Here is a 22,925-nt window from a genome sequence, read left to right on the forward strand (position 1 = left end):
CGTCCGGCGTCAGCGGACCATGCCCGGCGGCAGCTCGACGCCCGGCGGCACCTCGATCTGGATGGGGTCCGGCAGGTTCAGGTAGCGCCGCGGCGGCGGGCCAGGAACCGGCGGCGCCGGGTTCGCCGATGACGACTCTGTGGTGGGCGGCGGCGCAGGGGCACGCGAGGGCGTCGACGGCGGTGGTGTCGTCGTGGTGGTCGGGGGCGCCGACGTCGTGGACGGCGTCTCGCGGTCCTCGGTCACGGCCGTCGCGCGGCCCTCGCCCTGGGTGGTGTTGGCACCGTCGCGCCCCATGGACAGGCCGATACCGGCGACGACGACCAGACCGGCGGCCGCAGCCCCCGCGATCGCGAGCTGACGCCGGGACGCGCCGCGGGTCCGGCGCGGGCTCGGGGCATCGGTGAGGATCCGCTGGGGCTCCGGCACCGAGACCGGTGTCGCCAGCATGGCCGCGCCCTGCGCCGTCACCATCTCCGGTTCGGCGGGCACCACCGTCGGAAGGTTGAGCCAGGTACGCAGGATGGACTGGACGAGCGGGATGTGCGCGCCGCCGCCGAGCAGGACCACCGCATCGGGATACCGGCCGGACGCCGCGATCACCCCGCGGGCGAACCGCGCAGAACCCTCGACGGGCACCACGATCATCGATTCGAAGGTCTCCCGGGAGAGCAGGATCAACCCGGCCTCGCTCGGCACGGCGATCGCCTCGCTGGCGGAGAGCTGCTCCTTCGCGAAGCGGCACCGCTCGTTGAACGCGGTCGCCTCGTCGGCGCCCACCGGCGAGACGATGCCCTGCGCGCCCGCCTGGTGTTCGCTGATCAGCCAGTCGAAGTAGTCGCCCGCGATCTCGGTGCTGCGCTCGGTGGCCAGCACCTCCCCCGAGGCCCGGTCCACCACGCTGACCGTCAGGCCGGAGCTGCCCAGGTCGTAGAGGACCAGCGTCCGGTAGTCGTAGATCTCCCCGGTGGCCTCCAGCCGCGCGATCGCGGCCGTGCTCGCGGGGATCAATTGGTAGTTGTGCAGGCGCTGGCGCGCCATCGCCTGCTGCATCGCGTCGGCCTGGCGCTGTGTGGCGTACGCGACCCCGGTGGCGCCGACGGTCTCGCCGCCCTGCGCGAGCAGGACCCCGATGGACTGGGCGGCCGTCTCCTCGGCGCGGTGCGGCACCGTCGCGATGACCTGGCGCTGGAACGCCTCGACCCCGCCCGGTCCGCGGCGGGAGGCAACGTCGGGACGCGCCATCCGCACGGCGCTGGACCCCACCGACACACCCAGAACCGCACTCATCGAGCCGCCTTAAATCGGGGTTGCACGCAGCCGACGCTCGAATCGCGCGCACTTGGACCACGTGAGCATAACGAACGAGTGTCCAGTTGCATCCTCCGCGCGGAGATGCACTGGACGACGATCCGGCCGACTGTCCGGCTCATGCCCCTCAGCTGCGGCCGAGGCCCCGGTAGGTCCACCCGGCGGCCGCCCACTCAGCGGGATCGAGGCAGTTGCGGCCGTCGATGAGCACCTTCGATCGCACCGTCTCCGCCAGGTCCGCGGGACGCAGCGCCTTGAACTCGTCCCACTCGGTGGCGAGCAGCACCGCATCGGCGTTGTCACACGCCTCCTCGACCGAGGTCGCGTAGTTCAGCGTCGGGAACAGCCGGCGGGAGTTGTCGAGCGCCTTGGGGTCGAACACGCTCACCACCGCGCCGTGCAGCTGCATCATCCCCGCCACATTGAGGGCGGGCGAGTCCCGGACGTCGTCGGACTCCGGCTTGAACGCCGCGCCGAGGACCGCGATGTTCGCGCCGAGCAGCGAGCCGCCGCAGGCCCTGGTCGCCAGCTCGACCATCTTGGTCCGGCGGCGCATGTTGATGCTGTCCACCTCGCGCAGGAAGGTCAGCGCCTGATCGGCGCCGAGTTCGCCCGCCCGCGCCATGAACGCCCGGATGTCCTTCGGCAGGCACCCGCCGCCGAAGCCCAGTCCCGCGTTCAGGAAGCGGCGCCCGATCCGGGCGTCGTAGCCGAGCGCGTCCGCGAGCTGGGTGACGTCGGCGCCGGTCGCCTCGCACACCTCGGAGATCGCGTTGATGAAGGAGATCTTGGTCGCGAGGAAGGCGTTCGCGGACACCTTCACCAGCTCCGCGGTCGGCAGGTCGGTGAGCAGGAACGGCACCTCGTCCTCGATCAGGCGCGCGTACAACCGACGGATCAGCGCCTCGGCGCGCCCGGGGCGGGCGGGGTCGACCCCGAGCACCAGGCGATCGGGCCGCAGGGTGTCCTCGACGGCGAAGCCCTCGCGCAGGAACTCGGGGTTCCACGCGACCTCGACCTCCGCGCCTGCGGGCGCGAGTTCGCGGGCCCGCGCCCCCAGTTCGGCCGCGGTGCCGACGGGGACTGTCGACTTGCCGACGATCACGGCGGGCCGGTCCAGCAGCGGGGCGAGGGTGTCGATCACCGAGTGCACGTGCCGCAGGTCGGCGCCGTACTCGCCCTTCTTCTGCGGGGTGCCCACCCCGAGGAAGTGCAGGTCCGCGAACGCGGCGGCGTCGGGGTAGGAGGTGGTGAAGTGCAGCCGGCCGGCGTCGATGTTCCGCTTGAGGACCTGCGCGAGGCCGGGTTCGTAGAACGGCACCTCTCCCCCGGAGAGCTTGGCCACCTTGCCCGGGTCGATGTCGACCCCGAGCACCTCGTGTCCCAACTCGGCCATGCAGGCGGCGTGCGTGGCTCCGAGATAGCCGGTTCCGAAAACGGTGCAGCGCATAGGTAGTTGATAGGCGCCCAGGGTTAGCGCAGCGGATACCCGGCGCAAGGGTCGCGGCAACAGCAGGTGTACATCCGGCGACGGCGGCCGAGCGGCCGGTCAGGGGCGGTCGATGACCTCGGGTTGGTCGGCGGAACCCGCGTTGGCGCGCGGGAAACAGGCGGAGGTGCCCGAGACCGACAGGCTGCCCCGGCCGTTGTCGTGAGCAACGATCGCGGATCCGTCGGGCATGGTCGCGACCGCGGTCCGGCCACCGCCCGTCGATCGGCGGACGAGCGGACGGTCGAGACCCTCCCAGTGGGCGGCGATCGCGTCCAGGTTCTGTGCGGCGCCGCCCTCCTGGATCCCGCTCGCCCAGTAGTTGAGGGTGAGGAAGACCGGGCCTGCGCCGTCGCCGCCGTTGTCGTCGCAGGGCGTGACGCCGCCGGGGTTGAACGCACCGACGGGCGAACTGGGATGCGCCAGAGTCAAACTGGCGCCCTCGGGCAGCGCGGCAAGGGCCTCGGCGAAGTGCTCGACCAGCGCGGCGGACGCGGCGCCCTCGGTCAGTGCGGTGTCCATGTCGGGCTCCTCGTCTGAGCTGCAGGCGGCGGCGAGCAGCGCGAGCGCACCCGCCGCCAGCACCCGTGTCATGCGGGTTCTCGGTGCGATCCCGGGCCTCACGAGGGCCCTCCCAAGCCGGCGATGATCTGTCCCATGCCCTCCAGCGACGGATTCCGCAGGTCCCAATACTCGCTGTGGACCCGGGGATTGGCCCCGAGGAGCGGGCCCGGATCACCCGGGTCGCTGGCGAACACCCGACCCCCGAAGTCCGGGTCGGTCGGATTGGTGCCGTGCACGTGCCTGCCGGCCAGCGTCGCGTCCCCGAGGTAGGGCACCGGGTCCCAGCGGGCGGCGGTCGAGTACACGTGCGCGCCGACGTCACCCGCGTTGACGCCGTCGAGATGCAATTCCGAGACGTGCTCCGCGTTGACCCCGGGGCTGCCGACGAAGACCAGGTCGTCGACGTCAAGCGATCGGCCGCCGACAGCGGCCGTTCCGATCACGGTGCTCCCGTAGCTGTGGCCGACGATCACCTGGTGCGCCGCCTGCCCCTGGTGCGCGGCCCGCAGTCCGTCCTGGAAGCTGTCCAGCCGGGGCGCGCCCCGCTCGGCGAACCTGTCGAGCCCGGCCTCAGGAATGCTCTGCGGCGCGTTGTAGCCGTACCAGGTGACGATGGCGGTCGTGCCGAGCGGATCGGCGCGGGTCGCGGCGTCGAGCATGCGGGCGGACCGGCCGATGTCGCCCCCGATGCCGGCGAGGCGTGAGCCGGTGCCCGGCACGAGAGTGGCGACGTTGTCGGCGAGGTCGGGGTTGCCGAGGGCGATCGCCGCGCGCCCGTCGCCGTCGATGCCCATGAGAAGTCTCGGCGGCGCCGACCCCGAGTCGATGGCGCGGCGCACGGCCCCGAACTCGTCGGTTTTCGTCCGCAGCTGCTCGCGTTCGCCCCGCCAGGCGTTGTACTCGGCCCAGGCCTTCCACGCCTTCTCGTCGCGGGAGTTGGACGCCGGCTGGGTGGGCGCCTGCTCCCCCGCCGCCCATCCGGGATGCCGCGCGTCCACCGCGTCGAGCGCCGCCGCCGCCCGGGTCTGCAGGTCCTCGAGGTGCATCCGGTTGTAGCGATCCTTGTCGGCGGCCGGGAGACCGTCGCGGTTGCCGACCTCCCGGTCGTGCGCGAACAGCGCGTCCTTCTCCTCGCCGGCCAGACTCGTCCAGAACTCGTGGAGCTCCGCCGCGCCGGCGGGCAGGACGGATCGCCCGTCGACGATGTCCTGGACGCGCGGGCCCGGCGACGGTTCCCCGGGCACCTGGTCGAAGTCCGCCAGGCAGTCGGTCAGCGTGGCGGCGGTGCGGCTGTCGGCGAGCGCGACCTCGTCCAGCGCCCGGGCGATGTCGTCGGCGAGCTCCCGTGCCCGGGCATCGAGGACGCGCTGCGCGAGGGCGGCGTCGCCTGCCGCGGCGACGGTCAGTCCCGGACCGGCCGCGGGCGCGGTGACGGCACCCTCGTCGGACACCGCGAAGCCCTCGCCGAGCGCGCCGTCGATCACCGCGATGGCGTGCGCGGCAGCGGATTCGATGGTCGCCGCGCCGCGCCGCAGCGACGAGGAGGTCTCCAGCAAAGCCATCGCGATCCTGTTGCCCGCGGACCGTTCCTCCACCGCGCGGTCCCAGGCACCGCGTGCCGCGTCGCCGTGCCAGATGTCGAGGACACCGTCGACGCCGCGGACCACGAGGGCGATCTGCTCGTCCAGCTCGGCGGCGGCGCGGGCGAGCTCATCGGCGGAACCGTTGAGGCATTGCGGATTCCAGCCCCGAAGCTGGGTGAGCGCGGGGCGCATCAGCCGCCCCAGGCCGGGGCGAGCAGGCTCCTGTTCCTGGCCTCGGCGTCGTCGTACCGAGCGGTGTTGGCGGCCGCGATCTGAGACATCACCCGGACCCTCGACCCGATCGCGCGCACGCCGGCCTCGATCAGGTCGGCCCCAGCGGCGTAGGCAGCGGCGGTGGCAGACCCGGCGAGCCCCTCGGCCGTGCCCCGAAACGCGGGCGCTGTGTCGATCTTTTCGATGGCCCCGGCCGCCGACTCCAGCGCCCCCGCGAGCCGTGCCAATGCGGCGGTGTCGACCGCCATCTCCCCTGACGTCATGGTTGCCCCCCAGCATTCAATCCACGTCATCCGCCAGCACCCTAACCCAGCCGACCGCGCGCCGGCGGCGCATTGAGAGAGGTAACCTCCGCCACATCCCGCTTGAGCGCTAACACGGGGTCAGTACCGATCGATAAGGTTCACGGCGGCGCTCCGGAGGGAGATCGTGCGCCGGCTGGGTCCCACTTCGGGCCACCGGCACGAGTTCAGGTGATAGGGGGTTCGGTGCCGGCATCCATCCGCATCGGGCAGGACGAGTTCGACACCGAGATTCTCGACCCGACGCGCCGGGATTCGCCCCGCACAGGCACAGGTTCGGCTGCGACAGTGGTGGATCCACACCGTCCCAGTGTTCGGAGCAGGGACACCGCGCCGCCCGTCGGCGCCCATCGCGGTCTCGATGAATGCGTGCGGGTCGCCGCGGTGTGGGCGGACGAGGTCGATCGCGAGGGGCGGTTCCCGGCGGAATCCGTCGCCGCGCTCAGATCTGCCGGGCTCTTCGGCGCAGCGGTGCCGACCGACCTCGGCGGCGCCGGGCTCTCGCTGACCCGGCTCGCCGCGATCACCCGCGCGCTGGGCCGGTCGTGCGGCTCGTCCGCGATGATCTTCGCGATGCACCAGACACAGGTGCTCAGCGTCGTCCGGCACGGTCGCAGCGCGTCGATGCGCGCGCTGCTCGCCGCCATCGCCGAGCACCAGCTGCTGCTCACCTCCGCCACCACCGAGATCGACGTCCGCGGCGGAGTCCGTTCCAGCGGCTGCGCGGTGGAGCACAGGGGCGACCGCGTCCGCCTGGCGAAGACGGCGCCGGTCATCTCGTACGGCGGGTACGCCGACGTGGTGCTGGTGACCGCCCGCCGCACCCCGGCCGGCGCGCCGAACGATCAGGTCCTGCTCGCCTGCCCGAGGTCGGAGATGAGGCTGACCCCGGTCGGCACCTGGCACACGATCGGCTTCCGCGGCACCAGGAGTCCCGGCTTCCGCCTCGCCGTCGACACCGGCTCCGGCGCGCTGCTCGACGATCCGTACGCGGAGATCTCGGCGCAGACGATGCTCCCGGCGTCGCACGTGCTCTGGTCCGCCGCGTGCCTCGGGATCGCCGACGCGGCCCTGCTGCGGGCCAGGCAATCGGTGCAGACGGCCCGACGCCGCTCGGCCGGCCCGGCGCCCCTCGGCTCGATCCGGCTCGCCGAGCTGGTGATCGCGCACCAGCAGCTCGTCGACACGGTCTTCGGGGCGGCCGCACGGTTCGAGTCCCTCGCGAAGAACCCGGCCGCGATGTCGACGGTCGGGGTGCTGCTGGAATTCAGCGCGGTGAAGGCGAGCGCCTCGACGCTCCTCATCGACCTGGTCGGCCGGGCGCTGACCATCTGCGGGCTCACCGGGTCCCTGCCGGGTCACGAGCCCGCGATGAGCCGACACCTGCGCGACGCCTACGGGACGGCGGTCATGATCAGCAACGACCGCATCCTGAACCACGACTCGCAGCTCGCCCTCATGCGCCTGGGACACTAGCGAGGCCCGGCCAATTGCGTTGCGGCCGGCCCTTTTCCGGCGGCGCGGGGCTACTGCGTCGGGGACTTCACGAAGTTCAGGTAGGCCTTCGACGGCGTCGGCCCGCGCTGGCCCTGGTACTTCGACCCGACCGCGGCACTGCCATACGGGTTCTCGGCGGGGCTGGAGAGCCGGATCAGGCAGAGCTGACCGATCTTCATGCCGGGCCAGAGAGTGATCGGCAGGTTCGCGACGTTGGACAGCTCGAGGGTGATGTGCCCACTGAAGCCCGGGTCGATGAACCCGGCCGTCGAGTGGGTGAGCAGGCCGAGACGGCCGAGGCTGGACTTGCCCTCGAGGCGCCCGGCCAGGTCGTCGGGCAGGGAGCAGAACTCCAGCGTCGAGCCGAGCACGAACTCGCCCGGGTGCAGCACGAACGGCTCCCCCTCCGCCGGCTCGACGAGGCTTGTGAGCTCGTCCTGCTGCTGAGCAGGGTCGATGTGCGTGTACCGGGTGTTGTTGAAGACACGGAACAGACGGTCCAGGCGAACGTCCACGCTGGACGGCTGAACCATCGAGTCGTCGAACGGATCGATGCCCAGCCGCTGGGTGGAAACTTCGGAACGGATGTCGCGATCGGATAGCAGCACAGCTAGAGGTTAGCGGTCTGCTAGAGTTGCCGCTCGCAGGGTCTTGCACTGCCTCATTGGCGGCAAAACCCCTGCATGCCGATGTAGTTCAATGGTAGAACATCAGCTTCCCAAGCTGAATACGCGGGTTCGATTCCCGTCATCGGCTCCATCCATTCCATCTGATCCACTGGCCTCCAACAATCCCAAGCCAGCAGGGTCCAGCACTCCACGCCCGGTCGGTCTCTCGGCCCGCCCGGCCACGGCCTCGCGTGCGTTGCGTGGCGCGTCCATTCCATCCATCCACACTCCATCCATCCATGCGCTCTCTCCATCCACGCGCGCTCCGTCCGCGCTCCAGCGCGCTGCTCCTCGGCCCGCGACGGCAAAAGAACAGGGTGAGGGCGATCTGGTCAGGCGTGTTCTGCGACTTCTGCGATCACAGATCGTGCAGCGGTGGTCAGCTGCGTCAATCCGGGTTCCTCGATTGGGAAGTGCCCGCAGTTCTCGAGGAGAATTGACTGCGTCGGCGCGGCGATACGGTCGAGGAATCGCTGGCTTTGCTGCGGCGGAGTCCATCGGTCAGACGCGGGGTGAAGAAGTGTGACCGGGGCGGCGGTGAATTGCTCGGGTACGGCGTGCGGGTAGGTGAACCAGTCGGCGAGAAATCCGAGAGGGACCCGGACTCCACCTCCGCGTGGATCAGACCCACACAAGCGTGACAGGTCAGGGTTGTTGCTCATCCGGTTCATGCCTACAAGCCACTTGATCGGCAGCCGTAGGCCACCAGCCACTCGAGCAACAGGGGGCAGAAGTGTCGGCGCAGCCGTCCCAGCAGCTCCCCATCGGGCTACAGCCGCGCGGGCCTCAGGATCAGCAGGATCGAGCAAGCAAGTCGCCAGCACCGCAGCGACTTGTCCTGTGCGAGCTGCAACTTCGTACGCCATCATCCCGCCCATACTCGCTCCGAAGAGAACCAGCGGACGCGGATCGCAGGCCCGCTCGGCATCGACCAAGTCGCAGAGCAGGTCGATCCAATCTCGGTAGCGAACCTGCCCAGGTCGAGGTTCGACGGTGAGCCCGTAGATCGGCATGTCGGGGAAAAGGATGTCGACGCCTTCGTCGGCGGCGAGAGCCGCGAAGGGCCAGAGAGCCTTTGCGTGGCCGCCGGCGCCGTGGATTCCCATGACACGAACGGGCGCATCTGGGCGAGCGGCGCGTGCGATGTGGACACGGCGACCGCGCCACTCCCACCATGTCGACTCCGGTTCGCGGTGAGCCGATCGATAGCGTTCCGGAAGGAAACCGGCATAGAGCTCTGCATCCGTCATTTGAATCTCCCCCTGTTGCACGTGATGTAGTCGAGATGAAGCTGCACCCTCTGCGTCCCGCCTCCCCTCATTGAACCTGTTCGGCGCGGCGACATCGATACTCCCTAGCGAATGACCTTCGCCCTGGTCGCGACGCGTTCCTGTACCGAGGTCGAGAACACCCAGCAAGACGGACCCGCCGCCGCGGCTTCCTCGTCTGTCGCCATCGCGAGCACCCGAGCCCCGTCCGCCTCTTGTTTGACGCCGACGACCCGGACACCGGACAGCCCGAAAAGCAGGGTTGCCCGCTCAGTCACCTGTGATCGCTGGGAATCGCTGCGACAGCTTGCTGAACGTCCTGCTCGAGGAGCAAGTGGTTGAGCGCAATCGCAGCTCTCGTGCCGGCACCTGCGGCATTGATCAACTGAGCAGGCGAATCAACGACATTGCCCACCGCCCACACCCCGGGCACGCTCGTGTGGCCTGTGGGATCGGTGCTCACCCACCCGTCCTCGCCCGCTTCACAACCCAGGCCGGTCAGGAGCTCGTCGCGGGGCACGAAACGCGGACCGACAAACGCCGCCGACCTCGGTGCGATCTGGCCATCGGCAAGCTCGACACCGCTCAACTGGTGGCCCCTCACCACCAGGCCGGCGACCTCGCCTTCGACGATACGGATCCCTCGAGCGGACAGCCGAGTACGTTCCTCGACGCTCAGGACGATCCGGTTCGGGAAGAAGACCACGTCCGAGGACCACTGTCGCACCAGCGACGCCTGGTGCAGCGTGAACGGCCGGTTGTCACCACCGAGCACCGCGAGCGGCATGTCGCGCACCTCGTATCCGTGACAGTACGGGCAGTGCAGTACGTCGACGCCCCACCGTTCACGCAGGCCAGGGATCTCGGGCAGTTCGTCGCGCAAGCCCGTCGCCACGACAACGCCACGCGCTGTGAGATCGGGGCTCCCGTCACACCGCACGACGAACCCTCCGCTACCGAGTTGCTCGATTGCCACCGCCCGAGCCTGCACAACCTGCCCGCCGTACCCCGCCAGCTCGGCCCTACCGATCGCGAGCAATTGCGCCGGCGCCATCCCGTCCCGGGACAAGAAGCCGTGCACATGCTGTGCCGGGGCGTTTCGAGGCTCGCCGGCATCAATCAAGGTCACCCGGCGACGAGCCCGGGCAAGAACCGTCGCGGCGCTGAGCCCCGCAGCTCCGCCGCCGATCACTACAACATCGTGCTCCACTACAACTCCCCCTCCAGACCACCCCGCCCCTGTTCGCCGACGTGCATCGATCAGGGCCGACAGGTCGATCATGTTGACGCTCACGGTTTCCGAGCAGCGCCTGCGCCCGACTGCGGAGCTGGTGATCCAACCGCCCGGCCACGCACCAGGAGGCATAGGTCGGCACTGCTCTAGCCCGGAACCGCGGGTAGGCTCGCAACCTAACAGATTTGTTCACTGGTTAACAAAGGTGGTGGGGATGGCCGAGCCGTCGCTTCGAACACAGACCATCGCGCTGTGGAACGAGCACAACCCCACCCTGGACACGTCACCGATGGAGGTCGTGGCCCAGGTGAAGCGGATCTCCTCATTGCTCGAGCTCGCCGTCGAACGCGCCTACGCCGGAGCGATGCTCACCGTCGCTGAGGTTGAGCTCCTCGTTCCGCTGCGCTATGCAGACAATCCGGTCACGGCCATCCGTCTCGCCGAACTCCTTGGCATCTCCAGGGCCGGGGTGAGCAAGACCCTGGCCAATCTCGAGCACCGGGGAATGCTCAGTCGCACACCCAATCCGGCTGATCGACGCTCAGCGCTGATCAAACTGTCGGATGCAGGCATTCGCGCCGTCGACGACGTATTCCCCCGTGAGCTCGAGGCCCACGCGCAGCTGCTCGCGGGATTGGGGAAGGGCCGGGCGAAGGTCCTCACCGCGTTGAACCATCTGGCAGAGACTATGGAATCTCAGCTCAACCGATCTGCGGAATAGTCAGCCCGCAGGCCTGGTCAAGATCGAAGATCCTCCGTACGGGCACCCGCGGGCACCTGACTGCCAACAACTGGAACCCATCCAGATTTGTGTGATTTGAAGTGTCCGTTAAGTGTGATCACCAACTGGTCAACCTATCCAATCCGCATGCCGCTCAGAACGAACCGGCATAGGTGAACACCCCTCCATCCATCCATCCCATTCCATCCATCCATTCCTCCATCTTCTCCTCCCTCCCTCCATCCATCGATCCCATTCCATCCATTCGCCCATCCATGTCTACACCCCGCGGGCCAACCGAACCCGGGGCGGTCCTGAGGGTCTTACGGTGGTCTTTCCATCTGTCGGTCGATCGGATTCAGTACTGAATCGCACGGTGACCTCGATCCCGGGGGTTGAGCGATTTCGGGGCTACCTTAGGACTTTCGGTGACTCGGATGGCCCGGATGCCAGGCGGGAATCTGATCGGGCGGACGCGGGTACTTTTCGAGATCCGCCATGTACGTTTCATCCAAAGGCCGGATATGCCAGTCCGGTTCATTGTCGTAATCGAAGTCGAACGAGTACCGACCGTCTGTTGACACCCGGACCGTAGTCGTGAACCAAGCTCCGCGGCCAGGCTGCTCCGCCATGACCTCCCGTAGCCGGTGCCAGGCCATCCCGACTCGGCCACCACCCGAAATACTCGGAGATATACCGCGACCGGAGTCGACCACTCTGACTTCGTCTTCCCCAACGAAGCCAGCCGATCGGTAGACCCCCACGCAGTCCCCGCCGTGCTTCTGCACCACATTGTTGAACAATGCCCTCACGACTGCTTGCTGTGCCTCTACGACTTTATCCATGCTGTACGAGCTCGGTCAGTGTGCCCGCACCGCCGCGACAACGGAGTCCGTTCCGTTCCAGAACAGTCGACCGGCGACCGACATCACAAGGAAGAACCCCAGGTACACGGTGACGGTTCCGTGGGCGTCCGCCCAGCGGGTCAGGTTGGTCATATTCGCGAATGCGGCGATCAGCAGAGCGAGTCCGGCAAGTAGGGCCAGACATGCGCGGGTCATTTCAACCGGGGAGGAGGGCGCGGTGTCGCTGGTCGGGTTGTGAGTTGCAGTGCTGTTCATGGGTTCTGATCCTCAGGAGGTAGCAGGCGGGGAGGTCGTGGCGTGGTGGTCGGCGGCAGGAAGATGGCAGCCGGTAGTGGCCGTGAGATTCGTATTTCCGCGATGACCGAATTCGAGGAAGCCGCCGTCGGGGCTGTCACGCCGGATTTCATGGCGGCCAGGCTCGCTGGCGTAGACCAGTGTGGAGTCAAATCCGTACCGGACGGAGATCTCCTCGACCACCGCGAGGGCGGAGGGCCACACCTGGTCAGGAACCGGCCCGGCAGCATGCCAATCGGGGATGGCCACGGTTCGCCCGCCGAGATGGACGAGGTCATCGGAGCAGCCGGCGTGCGTTGCGGTCCGCCACGGTTCCCAGCGCAGTGTGGGGACGATCGGGCCGAGCGCAGTGATGATCTCCCCGAGCATTCTCTGGTAGGTGGCGACGGCTTCCTCACTGGTGGGACGGGCGAGGAGCTCGCGCATCCCTTCGTCGTGGGTGACGGGCTGGTTCATGCATCCTCCTGACAAGACGGCGACCGCACACACCGCCACGATCGCGGCGGCGGGACGCCGAAACCTGATGGTGTTCATCCGGTCACGACCAAATGTGGCAATCCGGCGACGACGACGGCCATGTTGTAGAGGCTCATGGACTGATTCTTGTAGTACTCGCTGTGCCCCTCTGAGCCGACCCGGTGCCCATCACCGGGTACCGCACCCTCGGAAGTCGACAGTTCGGTGATGCCGTCGACGGCAGTGGGGGCATCGCCGAACTGTCCGAGTGCCAGCAGTGGGTTGATTGCGAGCTGAGCGACGGGAGGAATCCAGGAGCGTATTTCTGCCTGGCCGGCGACCGGATCGCCGTCCGCGGCTAGCGCGTAGCCATGGGTGCCCTGCAGGTCGGTGGCGGTGTCGGTGCCGATGCCCGGGGAACCGAAGAACACGACGTTGTCGGTGGGGGTGTTCTGTTGCACAGCGAGCCCGGCGGTGTAAGAGCCGTAGGAATGTGCGAGCACCGTCATATTCGGGTCTGCGGGGCGCGAGGCTTCGACGCCGCGCAGGAACGACGTCAGCTGATCCGCACCGGACTCCGCCTTTCCCGACGTCGCCACGCCCAGCGGTGCGCTCATCTGCGGGGCCTCGTATCCCATCCACGTCACCACCGCCACAGTCTGATTCTCCCTACCCGGTTCACGATCGAGCTGGAGCTCAGCTTGGCTTTTCAGGTTGGCGGCATCGCTGTCCGAAGCTTCGATGCCACCGTCGACTGTGGTTGTGAAGCCGTGAACCCGAACCGCTACGTTGTCGGCGGTATCGACGTCGCCGACGGAGATCGCGGCCTTCGTCAGGTCGCCGGAGTTGTCAAGAAGAAGCAGCTGACGGGTTTGGCCATCACCGCGGTTGAGCACGTTCTCGATGGCCTCCAGAGAAGCGATCTTGTGCTCCGTTTCGGCGAGTTCACGCGCGGCCAGTTCCTGCCCAGGTGGCATGACCCCCGCGAACGCGTTACCCGGATGAGGTTTGCCGAGTTCGCTTCGGAGTCGGGCTTCTTCGGCGGTCAGGCGCGCGCGTTCGGTGGCCAGACGAGCCCGGTTGGCGCGGTCACGTGCGGAAGCGGGGATCCCGTCGTGTGTGCCGACCCACTCCGGGTAGGTCCGGATCACCCGCTCACGCTGCGCAGGGGTCAGCGCCGCCCAGTAGTCAGAGGCGGAGGTGACCCCGGCCCCCGGGTCAGCGTCCTCATCGGATTGTGGAGGGTCAGGCGGCGGCACCGTGACGATTTCCTCGAGCGCGCTGCCCTGGCCGCTGCCCTGCGTCGAGTTGTACGTCGTGGGCGCGGTGTTTCCGGCCAGTTCGTTGCCCCATTCACCGGCACCGATCTGCGGACTACCTGCCTGCTGCTCCTCGATGGCGTCCAGTGCGGTGCCGTCACCGGCGTTGGCCGTGTTGTACGTCGTGGGCGCAGTGTTTCCGGCCAGCTCGTTGGCCATTTCGGTGGCGCCGATCTGCGGGTTTCCGATGGCGGGCGCCTGTTCGGCTGTCGGCGGATTCGTGGCGCGGGGAACCGAGCGGCCGGGCGACTTGTCGACAGGGGTTCCGGTGCCAGAAGCTGCGGTACCGCCGCCACCGAACTTGCCCCCGTTCGGCGGGGGGTCGGCGAGGATCGGGTACGCGGTGTCGGAGTCTGCGAAGACCTGCTGGATCAGCTGTCCGTCACGGACGACGAACCGTGTCAGCACGGGTCGCCCGTTGGCGTCGTACGCCCACGGCATCGCGACGCCGCCGACCCGGTTGCCCCCGGCGTCGAGGATCGAGGCGGAACCGTCGAGCTCGACGACGATCCGCCCGCCCGGCGGCACCGCCATGATCTCGACGACCCCTTCGCGTGGCGAGGTGGGGTCGTTGATGAGCAGCAGAGTCCGGAATCCTCCGCCCTCAGCGATCGCGAGGCGCTCGACCCCGCCGGGCGCGTACTGCATGAGCGGTGCGGCGGCGGTCGTCACCAGTCGTGAGAGCAGGGCCTCCGGCGGCGCCGCTGCGATTCGCGAGGCTGCGGCGGTGGTTGAGGCTCGCCGACGGCGCCCCGCACCGAGGCCCCCGGCGGTGAAGGCGGCGGCAGCGATCACCAATGCCAATCCCACATCGTCGGTGTTGCCACCAGAGACGGGGGTCGGCAGCGCCCTCGCATCGTGATGGATCGGCGCCGGTGCGCTCGGCGGAGCGGTGTCCGTGCCCACTGGCGAGGAGACAGTACCTGTGGTCGGTGCAGTCAGTTGGGCGCTCAGGCCGTCCGGCGGCGCGTTGGTGCCCGCGGAATCGCCGGCCGCCCTGGTCTGAGGGCTCGCCAACATCGTCGACGGCGGCTGGGCGCCGGTGCTCTCAGGCGAGAGATCACTCGTGCCCCCGACCACCCCGATGCCGCCGACGTTTACGCCGATTCCGGTGCCGTTGTCGGTACCGGTCGGCACCGCACCCATCGTCGGCTGCGGTGTCGTCGTGGTGGGCTGCGACTGCCCAGGGTCCACGCACACGTACGGCGGGGACGGTGGCGGCGCGTCAGCCGCGGTGGAACCGGGATGCGCGGCAACCCAACCCTGCACCCACACCTGGTTGTACTGGGCCGTTTCTCGTGCGCAGCGCTCGGCGGGGGTTTCCTGTGCGTTGGCCGTGGCGGTGCATCCGAGCATCCCGATTCCCACCCCGGACATCGCCGCGAACACGGCGACCGCAGCGGCGCCCCGACGACAGCTGCTGTTCGTAATTCGGCGCGGTGTCAACGTAATTCGCCGCCCTCGCGCTAGAGCCACATCGGCTTGCTGTAGGCGTAGACGACCTCGTTGGACACCGTCGTCGACACCGTCAGCTTCGACACCAACCGCGTCGAAACCGGACCGAGGCAGTTGTTGACCTTGATCGGCAACTCCGCGACCCGCACCCCACCTAGGAACGGATCACCCGGATTGGTGGGCTGCTCGAGCTGCTTCTTACCCAGACTGACGGTCGAGATCGCACCTGGCTTGAGCTGAGTGCTCACGGACGGACCCACACTCGCGTTCAAACCAGGCGAAAAACCCGACACCGGACCGATATTCACGTTCGCCGATGCACCGACGCTGCCCTGCAACCCGACGGTCACGCCATTGGACACGTCAAGGCCGCACCCGATGTCAATCGACAACTCCACCTCGGCGCCATGCAGGGCGCCGGTCCCGCCGCGCTGCACCTGCCCGGCCGCCAACACGGAGATGAAGCCCTCCCGCGTGGTGTTCGCAACCGCCAGATTCGGCACCGGCGTCACCGTCATGTCCCGCAGCGCGGCCTCCGCCCGCCACCCACCGAGCGTGGTGATCGAGCGCTGCTCATCGGCCAGTGGTGACACATCCGCCGAGCTGACACCCACCCCAACCGTGAGTGCCGCGGCCACCGCGACGGCCCCCGCCGCCACCGCTCCGCCCCTGATCCGAGACAACTTACGCATCAATACCCCTCCCCTGAGTATTTGCTAGACATTTGCCCAGCTCGCTTGACGTTGCCCCACGCCCCACATATCCGCAACCCGCCATCACAGAATCTCACGCTCACCCACCGGCCCGAGTAACATCATTTACCCTCGTCACGCGGCAAAAGCCGCCCTACATACAAGCGCCCGCAGTGTCGTCCATCACAATCCGCGGTCCAACCCGTGCGGACCCAACCCCGACCCCGCCGTCCCTACGGAGGTAGCTTGGAATGAACCGATATCAGAGCGCAGCGATCGGCCTGTACCTCACGGCAACGATCGCGCAGGCACTGACCTGGAGCGACCTCAGCGGCGACGAGCGGAGCACGCGCATCGCCCTGTTCCTCCTCGCCGGGTCGCTCCTGGCGGCCATCCTCGGCGCAGCCGCACGACCAAAGGACTGACACCGGAAGGGATACGCGAAAGCACTCACGGCCATCCGCCCACACCACACGCCAGACTTGCGAGTGTCATCGTGCCCGAATGTGCCACTCCCGCAGCCAGATACGAGCTGGGAATAGCGCTGCTCGATGGAGACGGCAGCCCGGAGTGATCCCCCACACAAACGCCCACCGAGAGGTGGTGACCGCACGGCCGATGTGTTCGGGTGGGGTTCGTAGCTGCCGACACTCGGCAGCCAACAGGGGAGGAAATCGCCATGCGAAACACCATCACAAAAACCATCCAATTCACCACCGTCGCAGCAGGAATCGGCGCGGCCATGACCCTCGGCGCCGGCGCCGCATCCGCACTGACCGTCACACCGATCCCCGGCGGCACCGCCATCGAACTCAACGCAGCCGAAACGGCCGCGCTGGCAAACGCACACATCGCCGGCCCCGTCCTCAACCCGCTCTACCCGAACCTCCGCAGCGTCGACAACGGTCTGAGCTTCGGCGACAGCGTGCAGATCTCCGCCGACCGCGGCGCCGCCGCACACCGCGGCAGTGGAGCCGACGTGTATGGCCCGCTGCACTACCCAAACACGGTCCGGCTCTACCACTACGAGTAAACCGTCGGACCGCCCTGGGACCCTGACGAAGGCCCGCCCCAATCGTCACAGGGCGGGCCAGTCGCACCCGCCAGCCAGGACGAGAACCCGCTCACGAAACCGCCCTGGGACCACGCTCCCCAGCAACCGCAACCTCCGGAGGATCGGGTCTGATGACCGAGACCAACGCTGAGTTCAACGCGCGGATGGCCCGCGAACTGTACGAGAAGGAACGCCCCCGCAAGGGCCGCGGTGCGGCGTGGAACCGGATCCTCGCCGGCGCCGCCGAACGCCTCGGCCCGGAGTGGGTGGTCATCGACAAGGGCATCAACGCATCGCTGCTGTGGACGCCGGTGCGGTGGTGGTATTGCGCGATCGGGAACACCGCCGCTCCGAATCGGGAGGAGTTGACGGTCTCGCACTTTCCGCTCCTGGTGCCACTACACCCGGGTTCCTACGTTTTCGATCAGGACGGCTATGCGAGTACGCGGTATTACTTGGGTGATACGGCCGTCTACCCGACCTCGATCAACCTGTTCGACCTTGATGCCGGTGTCGAGATGGTGTGTTGGTGGGCGCTCGGCCCGGCGATGGAGCGATTCACTCTGCACAGCGACCGCCGTATGACTGAGCTGCTCGAGATCACATTTCGCGATCACCTCAAACGCCGGCCTCTTCAGTGGCCGCAGTTGGCGGGGTGGCGGGCCCTCTACGGGACAGGTGACCCTATCGAGGTCATCGAGAAGATGATCGACGTCCTCATCAATCACGGAGGTTTCGAGGAGAATCTGCCGTTCTGGCAGGAGTTCCACGATGTCGCGGCGGTAGGTGACCGGGTGGCGACGGTGCGGTGGCTCGACGGGCAGCGCCGCCGCATGCTCACCGACCTACTCGGCCTGCCTGACCGCTACGTCGCTGACGTGATCGACACCGACAGCCAACCCCTGACCTGACACGTCACTCGGACGGTTCACCCGACCGTCGCGCGCACGCTGGAACTCATCCAGATTTGTGTGATCAGGAGCCCTCCTTAAGTGTGATTGCCGATTGGTTAACCTATCCAATCCGGCTGCAGCGCAGAACGAACCGTCATTGGTGAACACCATGGTCCATCCATCATCCATCCACATCCACCATCCATTCCATCCATCTCGCTCGCGGCCCGCGCGCACAGAAGCGCTGGCGCGGATCTCTCTCCATCCATCCACCCACTCCACCAGACAGCTCCATCCACATCCGCTCCATCAGGCTCGGGTTCGCCGAGGATCTCGCCCCAGGAGTCGAGAATGCCGCGGGGGAGGTGTCAGTCACGCAGAGGAACCAGGTTCTGCGGAGCGATGCGGGATGCCTGAGTCGGCCGGGGCGCCGGGCCCCGAACGTCACCCACGACCCCACTCGGCGAGCACCTCGGCGGTCAGCCCGCCACCTGCCGAAGTTGTCACATGCCCGAGTACCCCATGTGTGCGGAGCATCGTGCGAACTGCCTTACCACGGTTGAGAAGAAACCGACAAAGTGACGGATCTAGTTCGATACTCGGCTCGGCGACAGAGGCGATGTCCCAGCCATGGAACACCAACTCCTGCACACGCATCACCAGCAGCGTTTGTGCGTCAACGTCCTGGAGCGGATGGTGCAGGACGATGCCCTCGTCGCGGTGGTCGACGAATTCGCGGCGAAGTGCGTCCGCCAGCTTGCGGTGTGCTCCAGCTGGGTCGTCCCCGACATGATCCGCGGTTCGGCTCCAAGCAATCTCGGCGGGATCAACACCGGAAAAGTAATGCGCGTAGCGGATCGCCCCGCCGAGAACGTGGTTGGCGACGTCATGCGTACTCCATCCCGGGCACCGGCTGGGCTGGGCCCCGATCGCGTCCTCGCCGCGGAGCACCCCCGCGAACGTCTCCGTGGCAAGGTCGAGCTTCTCCAGATCGACATCGGAGATCATTTGGTCGCGTCCGTCCTCTCACTATTCTGATGGGATCCGCGCAAGCTATCTTGTAGCCCCTTATCCCAAGGCCTGCGAACTCATGCCAGCCGGTGCACTACCCGTTACCGGCCCCCAGCCACACCCCTCGAGCACCACGGTCCACGTTCGGGATACCTCACAGCCGACTGCCGGTCTTCCGCGGCAACGTCGTCGCAGCAACTGGCAGGTGGGGAATCCGGGACGATACCCTCGCCGCACCGCTTCCCACTACGCGGCGCGATGTTATTGCTCCAACCGCACACCGCCGACCACGCATCTGGCTGTAGACAACCTGGGTCCAATCCAGATTTGTGTGATCAGGAGCCCTAGCTAATCGTGATCACCAACTGGTCAACCTACCCAATTCGCTTGCGACCCCGCATGAACCAGCATTGGTGAACACCCCTCCATCGTCCATCCTTCCTTCCTCCATCCATCCATGGCGCGACGCGACCGACCCAACCATCCACCGCGTCCACCATCCAACCGCCGTTCCATCACGAGCGCCGTCTTCCTCCACCCGGCGAAGTTATTCGTATGTCTTGTTGTTCGCAGTCAGCGCTAGGGGACGAAGACGAATTTGCTTGCAGCCCCGGCGGCCAGTTCGCTATAGGTTTCCACCGCTTGGTCCAGCGGACGGGGGATGATGTCTGCCGGTGCGTCGAGTGCACCGGACTCGAACAATGGCCGCAGGGCGTTGAGTCCGCCTGCACTGTTGATGGTGTCGTGGCGGGCGGAATTGACTCCAATAAGAGTGGCTCCACGTCGATAGAGTTCGAGCACCGGAACGCGCTCGTGACCGTCTGCGGGAGCAGCAATGATCGCCACCCGTCCACCGGCCGCCAACACCGGAATCGCGGCCGGCAGCCAGAATCCGGTCGTGTCGAACACGACCTCGGCACCGTCGTCAAAGTGGTCACGCACCCGCGCGTCCAGCCCGGTATCGAGCACGATCGCCTCGATGGCCCTGGCCCGTAGTTCCTCGGCGTGCTCGGCGCGGCGGACGGCCACCAGGACGCGGGCTTTACGGGCGGCCGCTAGAGCCTGGGCGGCGCTGCCGACCGCACCCATGCCGATCACAACCACTGTCGTCCCAGCGCCGATCCCGCAGCGCTCCACGGCCTCCCATGCAGTCAGGTGCGGCACACCGCTCGCCGCTGCTGCTGCGAATGACAGATTCTCTGGCTTGGCCGCCACCCCGCGTGCCGGCAGCGCGACAAATTCGGCGTGTGAACCGTCCCGGGTGAACCCGAGTTCTCGACCACTTCCCCACACATCGAGACCGAGCAGGTCGGCAGGGCCGGCAACTACGGTGCCGGCGAAGTCACGGCCCGGGGTCCGCGGCACCGTCGTGTATGGGAACTTGCCGAGCACATTCTTGAAATCGCTGGGATTGAGCCCGGCCGCACGGATCTGCACTACGACCTCGCCCTCGCCAACTTGCGGCCGGGAGACGCGGTCGAGATGCAGTGCGTCCAGCGAGCCGATGCTGTCGAACCGCACGGCGATCATGTCCGTCATCGGTGTGCTTCCTTCACTGTCGCGCTTGAGAGTTGCCGACGCGGCACGTCGCCCGTGCGCCGCATAGCGTTGTTCCTCCGTGACGGGCCGCGCGCCATCCATCCATGCCGGCCGCACCGATCGGACCGTGGTTGGGGCACGGCGAAGAAACGATCGATCGCGGTCAGGTGCTCCAGGAACGCCCCGATCGGCTCGACCACACTGAAGTCCTCGTCGAGGACGTCCACCACTCGTCAACACCTTTCGGCGGCAAGGCTGGCTGAGCACTCACCACAACCCCCAACCACTGCACCGACGTTCGGGATAGCTACGTCATCGCGTGCAATGTTGAGTGCCATGAACCCGAACGTAGAACACGTTCCAGCCCACGTCTAGTTAAACGAACCGATTGGTCCTTTTTGTGTCGATTCCCCATCCCGAGCGTTCGGCAGTCACAGTGCACCCCAGCCAGACGGAGCATCCGCACCTATCGAGGCCAAGGAACGACGCAGGAACCGACTCGCCTGCGCTTGGACCAACAGCGCCCCTCCTGGGACACCCGGATAGCACCGCTCGACTGCGAGCAATTGGGGACGCAGCGTCACCGCCCTGGTCCCGTGTCGACTAACCGATGAGGTCCTCGAGCGCCGAGCCAGCGCACTCAGGGCCTGACCACCACGCGCCGCTGGGTAGGCGCGTAGACAAGTCGAATCCCGGGCGCGATGCCTGAATGTCCTGTTTGACGAGTCACGCCAACTGACAGCCTGGAACTCATCCAGATTTGTGTGATCTGGAGCCATCCTTAAGTGTGATTACCGACTGGTCAACCTAGTGAATTCGCGTGCAGCCCAGCGCGCTCCGCCATTGGTGAACGCCCTTCCATTCCATCCATCCATCCATCCATCCATCACCCACACCTATCGCTGTCGACTATTAGCGATCGTCAAGTAGGACACCCTTCGAACCCAATGCAATCCGGGTTGGGCGTGCGCTACGCCATAGCGACGAATCGCATGTCCATCCAGTGAATCCAGCCGCCAGTGTCGTCCTGCCGCTCCCATCGCGCCGTCATGGACGACTTGTCCTCGGACGGCCGGAGGGTGCTGCGCATCCCGTCGCCCAGGAACGTCCATGATCGGTCGGCGTTCAGGTTCGCGGTCATCCTCCCGTACGCGCCGGAGCCGTCGAACGCCCGCATGGCGTACGTGTCGGTCGCGGCGTCGTGGTCACCGATGAGCTCAAGGGCCTGCACGTGGTCGTCGCCCATCGTGACGTCAACACGATGGACGATCCATCGCCCGCCGGGCATCCACTCGTACTCGTCGGTGCCGTCGATTATCGCGGCGGGCTCCCCTTGCTCGTCGAACGCAGTGCCCGACGTCCTCCACCGTCCGATGATGGTCTCGAACGAGCGCATGTCGTCTGCTGTGACTGTCATGTAGTTCCCCTCGTAGTCAAGCGCGGTCGCGCACCGCCGACCTCCCGGAACCACCCTCTTCCCGGTCGTCTGGTGGCGGCGACGGCCCCGCCAGTGCGCACGGCGATCGGCGACTCCCTCAGGTAGACCCGCCGGCGCTCGAAAACTCATCGGTCCGGACTCTGCATTCACTCGGCGAGGAGCCTTCCGGTCGCCTGCGCAGAAGACCCGATTCCGCTGTCGCGCACCCTGGACACCGCGGACAATCAAGCTCCATCGACGGGAAGCTGCATCGTCAGATCGAAGCACTGCGATTGCCCTTCATCACGGCCTGCCACCACTCGTTGAGGGGGCTTGGATCCGGCCAATGGACCGGATCCTCAGCGGGGGAAACGGGGTCGCGGCTACGCATAGTCGACTCGCCGGCCCGGGGCTTCGTGTGATCATCTTCGCGGCGCACAGCTCTGCACCTCCCTGACGCCTGTGCGCCCGCCCAGTGCGAACGCGACTCACTGTGCACTTTCAAGCTAGCACCGGACGTCGCTAGGTTCCAGACTTCACTACCTTTTTCCTATGCCATACGGCATAGAAAAGTTGCTCTACTCATCAGAAGAGGAAGAATCGCTGGGAACCGCGAGAGGCACGGGTCGGACACCGCATTGATGGGCAGCTCGGCAGGCAGACCGCCCTAACGGACCTGCCGCCGAGGGGAAGTGGCCTCGCGCCCAGCACGCAGGTCCGCATTCTCGGACTCAAGGCGCAGATTGTCCGCCTCGAGCGACAGAATCCGCGCTACACCTGCGAGGTTCACACCAGCGTCAACGAGCTCGGCGACCCTCTGCAGGATTGCCAGATCGTCGTCGCTGTAACGCCGGGTTCCGCCTTCCGTCCTGGCTGGGGTGAGCAGGCCTCGCTGTTCATACAGGCGCAATGTCTGCGGGTCGATGCCCGACAACTCGGAAGCGACCGAGATGCCGTAGACACCCAACCGGGAGCGCGGGGTGGACTCGTTCACCATCCGCGGCCCTCCATCTTTTGATCCTCTTGCACCAGGTAAGCCATAGTGCCATCATAATCTA

General features: G+C 67.1%; 23 protein-coding genes and 1 tRNA gene. 6 read left to right on the forward strand and 18 right to left on the reverse strand.

The window, feature by feature from the left end:
* Positions 1 to 9 precede the first annotated feature (9 nt).
* The 5 genes from C8K38_RS11350 to C8K38_RS11370 form a co-directional block, all read right to left on the reverse strand.
* Positions 10 to 1,290, reverse strand: a complete 1,281-nt coding sequence (locus C8K38_RS11350; protein ID WP_097211581.1) for an Hsp70 family protein — start codon at positions 1,288 to 1,290, stop codon at positions 10 to 12.
* 148 nt (positions 1,291 to 1,438) lie between these two features.
* Positions 1,439 to 2,761, reverse strand: coding sequence for a UDP-glucose dehydrogenase family protein (locus C8K38_RS11355; RefSeq protein WP_097211582.1), 1,323 nt, complete (start codon positions 2,759 to 2,761; stop codon positions 1,439 to 1,441).
* A gap of 99 nt (positions 2,762 to 2,860) precedes the next feature.
* Positions 2,861 to 3,394 (reverse strand): hypothetical protein, encoded by a 534-nt coding sequence (locus tag C8K38_RS11360; protein WP_097211583.1) that lies wholly within the window; start codon positions 3,392 to 3,394, stop codon positions 2,861 to 2,863.
* A gap of 26 nt (positions 3,395 to 3,420) precedes the next feature.
* Entirely contained in the window at positions 3,421 to 5,139 is a 1,719-nt protein-coding gene (locus C8K38_RS11365) for an alpha/beta hydrolase (RefSeq protein ID WP_097211584.1), read from the reverse strand.
* Complete coding sequence (locus C8K38_RS11370; RefSeq protein WP_143548436.1) at positions 5,139 to 5,444, reverse strand: hypothetical protein; 306 nt, start codon at positions 5,442 to 5,444, stop codon at positions 5,139 to 5,141. Before C8K38_RS11370 ends, C8K38_RS11365 begins: the two co-directional genes overlap by 1 nt.
* Before the next feature lie 225 nt (positions 5,445 to 5,669).
* On the opposite strand from C8K38_RS11370, the gene C8K38_RS11375 reads away from it, so the two are divergent.
* A complete protein-coding gene (locus tag C8K38_RS11375; protein ID WP_179800531.1) occupies positions 5,670 to 6,959 on the forward strand; it encodes an acyl-CoA dehydrogenase family protein in 1,290 nt (429 codons plus the stop codon).
* Positions 6,960 to 7,009: 50 nt separating this feature from the next.
* On the opposite strand, the gene dcd is transcribed toward C8K38_RS11375, so the two are convergent.
* Positions 7,010 to 7,588: a dCTP deaminase gene (gene dcd / locus C8K38_RS11380; RefSeq protein WP_097211587.1), complete on the reverse strand. Its 579-nt coding sequence runs from the start codon at positions 7,586 to 7,588 to the stop codon at positions 7,010 to 7,012.
* A gap of 77 nt (positions 7,589 to 7,665) precedes the next feature.
* On the opposite strand from dcd, the gene C8K38_RS11385 reads away from it, so the two are divergent.
* Positions 7,666 to 7,739: transfer RNA gene (locus C8K38_RS11385), tRNA-Gly, on the forward strand.
* 241 nt (positions 7,740 to 7,980) lie between these two features.
* On the opposite strand, the gene C8K38_RS11390 is transcribed toward C8K38_RS11385, so the two are convergent.
* From C8K38_RS11390 to C8K38_RS11400, 3 genes are all read right to left on the reverse strand, one after another.
* Positions 7,981 to 8,898, reverse strand: a complete 918-nt coding sequence (locus C8K38_RS11390; protein WP_097211788.1) for an alpha/beta hydrolase — start codon at positions 8,896 to 8,898, stop codon at positions 7,981 to 7,983.
* A gap of 104 nt (positions 8,899 to 9,002) precedes the next feature.
* Positions 9,003 to 9,194 carry a hypothetical protein gene (locus C8K38_RS11395; RefSeq protein ID WP_097211588.1) on the reverse strand — a complete coding sequence of 64 codons (192 nt, stop codon included), beginning with the start codon at positions 9,192 to 9,194 and terminating at the stop codon, positions 9,003 to 9,005.
* Positions 9,191 to 10,126 carry an NAD(P)/FAD-dependent oxidoreductase gene (locus tag C8K38_RS11400; protein WP_257017450.1) on the reverse strand — a complete coding sequence of 312 codons (936 nt, stop codon included), beginning with the start codon at positions 10,124 to 10,126 and terminating at the stop codon, positions 9,191 to 9,193. The genes C8K38_RS11395 and C8K38_RS11400 overlap by 4 nt, the downstream gene beginning before the upstream one ends.
* 238 nt (positions 10,127 to 10,364) lie before the next feature.
* Between C8K38_RS11400 and C8K38_RS11405 the strand changes: the two genes are divergently transcribed.
* Positions 10,365 to 10,871, forward strand: coding sequence for a MarR family winged helix-turn-helix transcriptional regulator (locus tag C8K38_RS11405; RefSeq protein ID WP_097211589.1), 507 nt, complete (start codon positions 10,365 to 10,367; stop codon positions 10,869 to 10,871).
* A gap of 860 nt (positions 10,872 to 11,731) precedes the next feature.
* Here the strand turns inward: C8K38_RS11405 and C8K38_RS11410 are convergent.
* The 4 genes from C8K38_RS11410 to C8K38_RS11425 form a co-directional block, all read right to left on the reverse strand.
* A complete protein-coding gene (locus tag C8K38_RS11410) occupies positions 11,732 to 11,992 on the reverse strand; it encodes a hypothetical protein (protein WP_143548437.1) in 261 nt (86 codons plus the stop codon).
* 12 nt (positions 11,993 to 12,004) lie between these two features.
* The gene (locus C8K38_RS11415; protein ID WP_179800532.1) at positions 12,005 to 12,487 is read right to left on the reverse strand and encodes an LppA family lipoprotein; all 483 of its coding nucleotides are present in this window, start codon (positions 12,485 to 12,487) and stop codon (positions 12,005 to 12,007) included.
* 74 nt (positions 12,488 to 12,561) lie between these two features.
* Positions 12,562 to 15,162, reverse strand: coding sequence for an alpha/beta hydrolase (locus tag C8K38_RS11420; protein WP_179800533.1), 2,601 nt, complete (start codon positions 15,160 to 15,162; stop codon positions 12,562 to 12,564).
* Positions 15,163 to 15,272: 110 nt separating this feature from the next.
* Complete coding sequence (locus C8K38_RS11425) at positions 15,273 to 15,953, reverse strand: MspA family porin (RefSeq protein WP_097211593.1); 681 nt, start codon at positions 15,951 to 15,953, stop codon at positions 15,273 to 15,275.
* Positions 15,954 to 16,204: 251 nt separating this feature from the next.
* Between C8K38_RS11425 and C8K38_RS27125 the strand changes: the two genes are divergently transcribed.
* The 3 genes from C8K38_RS27125 to C8K38_RS11435 all read left to right on the forward strand — a co-directional run bounded on the left by C8K38_RS27125 (position 16,205) and on the right by C8K38_RS11435 (position 17,918).
* Positions 16,205 to 16,378: a hypothetical protein gene (locus C8K38_RS27125; RefSeq protein ID WP_179800534.1), complete on the forward strand. Its 174-nt coding sequence runs from the start codon at positions 16,205 to 16,207 to the stop codon at positions 16,376 to 16,378.
* Positions 16,379 to 16,632: 254 nt separating this feature from the next.
* Entirely contained in the window at positions 16,633 to 16,986 is a 354-nt protein-coding gene (locus C8K38_RS11430) for a hypothetical protein (RefSeq protein WP_097211594.1), read from the forward strand.
* A gap of 152 nt (positions 16,987 to 17,138) precedes the next feature.
* Complete coding sequence (locus C8K38_RS11435; RefSeq protein WP_097211595.1) at positions 17,139 to 17,918, forward strand: hypothetical protein; 780 nt, start codon at positions 17,139 to 17,141, stop codon at positions 17,916 to 17,918.
* 426 nt (positions 17,919 to 18,344) lie between these two features.
* On the opposite strand, the gene C8K38_RS11440 is transcribed toward C8K38_RS11435, so the two are convergent.
* The 5 genes from C8K38_RS11440 to C8K38_RS11460 all read right to left on the reverse strand — a co-directional run bounded on the left by C8K38_RS11440 (position 18,345) and on the right by C8K38_RS11460 (position 22,864).
* On the reverse strand, positions 18,345 to 18,908 hold the full coding sequence (locus tag C8K38_RS11440) for a maleylpyruvate isomerase N-terminal domain-containing protein (RefSeq protein WP_097211596.1): 564 nt from the start codon (positions 18,906 to 18,908) through the stop codon (positions 18,345 to 18,347).
* Between the two features lie 582 nt (positions 18,909 to 19,490).
* Positions 19,491 to 20,450, reverse strand: coding sequence for a quinone oxidoreductase family protein (locus tag C8K38_RS11445; RefSeq protein ID WP_218840968.1), 960 nt, complete (start codon positions 20,448 to 20,450; stop codon positions 19,491 to 19,493).
* Complete coding sequence (locus C8K38_RS11450) at positions 20,447 to 20,680, reverse strand: hypothetical protein (RefSeq protein ID WP_097211598.1); 234 nt, start codon at positions 20,678 to 20,680, stop codon at positions 20,447 to 20,449. The genes C8K38_RS11445 and C8K38_RS11450 overlap by 4 nt, the downstream gene beginning before the upstream one ends.
* Before the next feature lie 740 nt (positions 20,681 to 21,420).
* Positions 21,421 to 21,867 (reverse strand): DUF1579 family protein, encoded by a 447-nt coding sequence (locus C8K38_RS11455; RefSeq protein ID WP_097211599.1) that lies wholly within the window; start codon positions 21,865 to 21,867, stop codon positions 21,421 to 21,423.
* A 667-nt stretch (positions 21,868 to 22,534) separates the two neighbouring features.
* Entirely contained in the window at positions 22,535 to 22,864 is a 330-nt protein-coding gene (locus C8K38_RS11460) for a MerR family transcriptional regulator (protein WP_097211600.1), read from the reverse strand.
* Positions 22,865 to 22,925 lie beyond the last annotated feature (61 nt).

Origin of the sequence: Rhodococcus sp. OK611 (assembly GCF_003050885.1) — a bacterium.
In the GTDB taxonomy this organism is placed as follows: Bacteria; Actinomycetota; Actinomycetes; order Mycobacteriales; family Mycobacteriaceae; genus Rhodococcus_G; species Rhodococcus_G oryzae.

What these genes read in the sequence shown, in the direction of transcription:
- C8K38_RS11350 (WP_097211581.1), bottom strand. Translation starts at nt 1,290, where the DNA reads ATGAGTGCGGTTCTGGGTGTGTCGGTGGGGTCCAGCGCCGTGCGGATG.
- C8K38_RS11355 (WP_097211582.1), bottom strand. Translation starts at nt 2,761, where the DNA reads ATGCGCTGCACCGTTTTCGGAACCGGCTATCTCGGAGCCACGCACGCC.
- C8K38_RS11360 (WP_097211583.1), bottom strand. Translation starts at nt 3,394, where the DNA reads ATGACACGGGTGCTGGCGGCGGGTGCGCTCGCGCTGCTCGCCGCCGCC.
- C8K38_RS11365 (WP_097211584.1), bottom strand. Translation starts at nt 5,139, where the DNA reads ATGCGCCCCGCGCTCACCCAGCTTCGGGGCTGGAATCCGCAATGCCTC.
- C8K38_RS11370 (WP_143548436.1), bottom strand. Translation starts at nt 5,444, where the DNA reads ATGACGTCAGGGGAGATGGCGGTCGACACCGCCGCATTGGCACGGCTC.
- C8K38_RS11390 (WP_097211788.1), bottom strand. Translation starts at nt 8,898, where the DNA reads ATGACGGATGCAGAGCTCTATGCCGGTTTCCTTCCGGAACGCTATCGA.
- C8K38_RS11405 (WP_097211589.1), top strand. Translation starts at nt 10,365, where the DNA reads ATGGCCGAGCCGTCGCTTCGAACACAGACCATCGCGCTGTGGAACGAG.
- C8K38_RS11410 (WP_143548437.1), bottom strand. Translation starts at nt 11,992, where the DNA reads ATGAACAGCACTGCAACTCACAACCCGACCAGCGACACCGCGCCCTCC.
- C8K38_RS11415 (WP_179800532.1), bottom strand. Translation starts at nt 12,487, where the DNA reads ATGAACCAGCCCGTCACCCACGACGAAGGGATGCGCGAGCTCCTCGCC.
- C8K38_RS11420 (WP_179800533.1), bottom strand. Translation starts at nt 15,162, where the DNA reads ATGCTCGGATGCACCGCCACGGCCAACGCACAGGAAACCCCCGCCGAG.
- C8K38_RS11425 (WP_097211593.1), bottom strand. Translation starts at nt 15,953, where the DNA reads ATGCGTAAGTTGTCTCGGATCAGGGGCGGAGCGGTGGCGGCGGGGGCC.
- C8K38_RS27125 (WP_179800534.1), top strand. Translation starts at nt 16,205, where the DNA reads ATGAACCGATATCAGAGCGCAGCGATCGGCCTGTACCTCACGGCAACG.
- C8K38_RS11430 (WP_097211594.1), top strand. Translation starts at nt 16,633, where the DNA reads ATGCGAAACACCATCACAAAAACCATCCAATTCACCACCGTCGCAGCA.
- C8K38_RS11435 (WP_097211595.1), top strand. Translation starts at nt 17,139, where the DNA reads ATGACCGAGACCAACGCTGAGTTCAACGCGCGGATGGCCCGCGAACTG.
- C8K38_RS11440 (WP_097211596.1), bottom strand. Translation starts at nt 18,908, where the DNA reads ATGATCTCCGATGTCGATCTGGAGAAGCTCGACCTTGCCACGGAGACG.
- C8K38_RS11445 (WP_218840968.1), bottom strand. Translation starts at nt 20,450, where the DNA reads ATGACGGACATGATCGCCGTGCGGTTCGACAGCATCGGCTCGCTGGAC.
- C8K38_RS11455 (WP_097211599.1), bottom strand. Translation starts at nt 21,867, where the DNA reads ATGACAGTCACAGCAGACGACATGCGCTCGTTCGAGACCATCATCGGA.
- C8K38_RS11460 (WP_097211600.1), bottom strand. Translation starts at nt 22,864, where the DNA reads ATGGTGAACGAGTCCACCCCGCGCTCCCGGTTGGGTGTCTACGGCATC.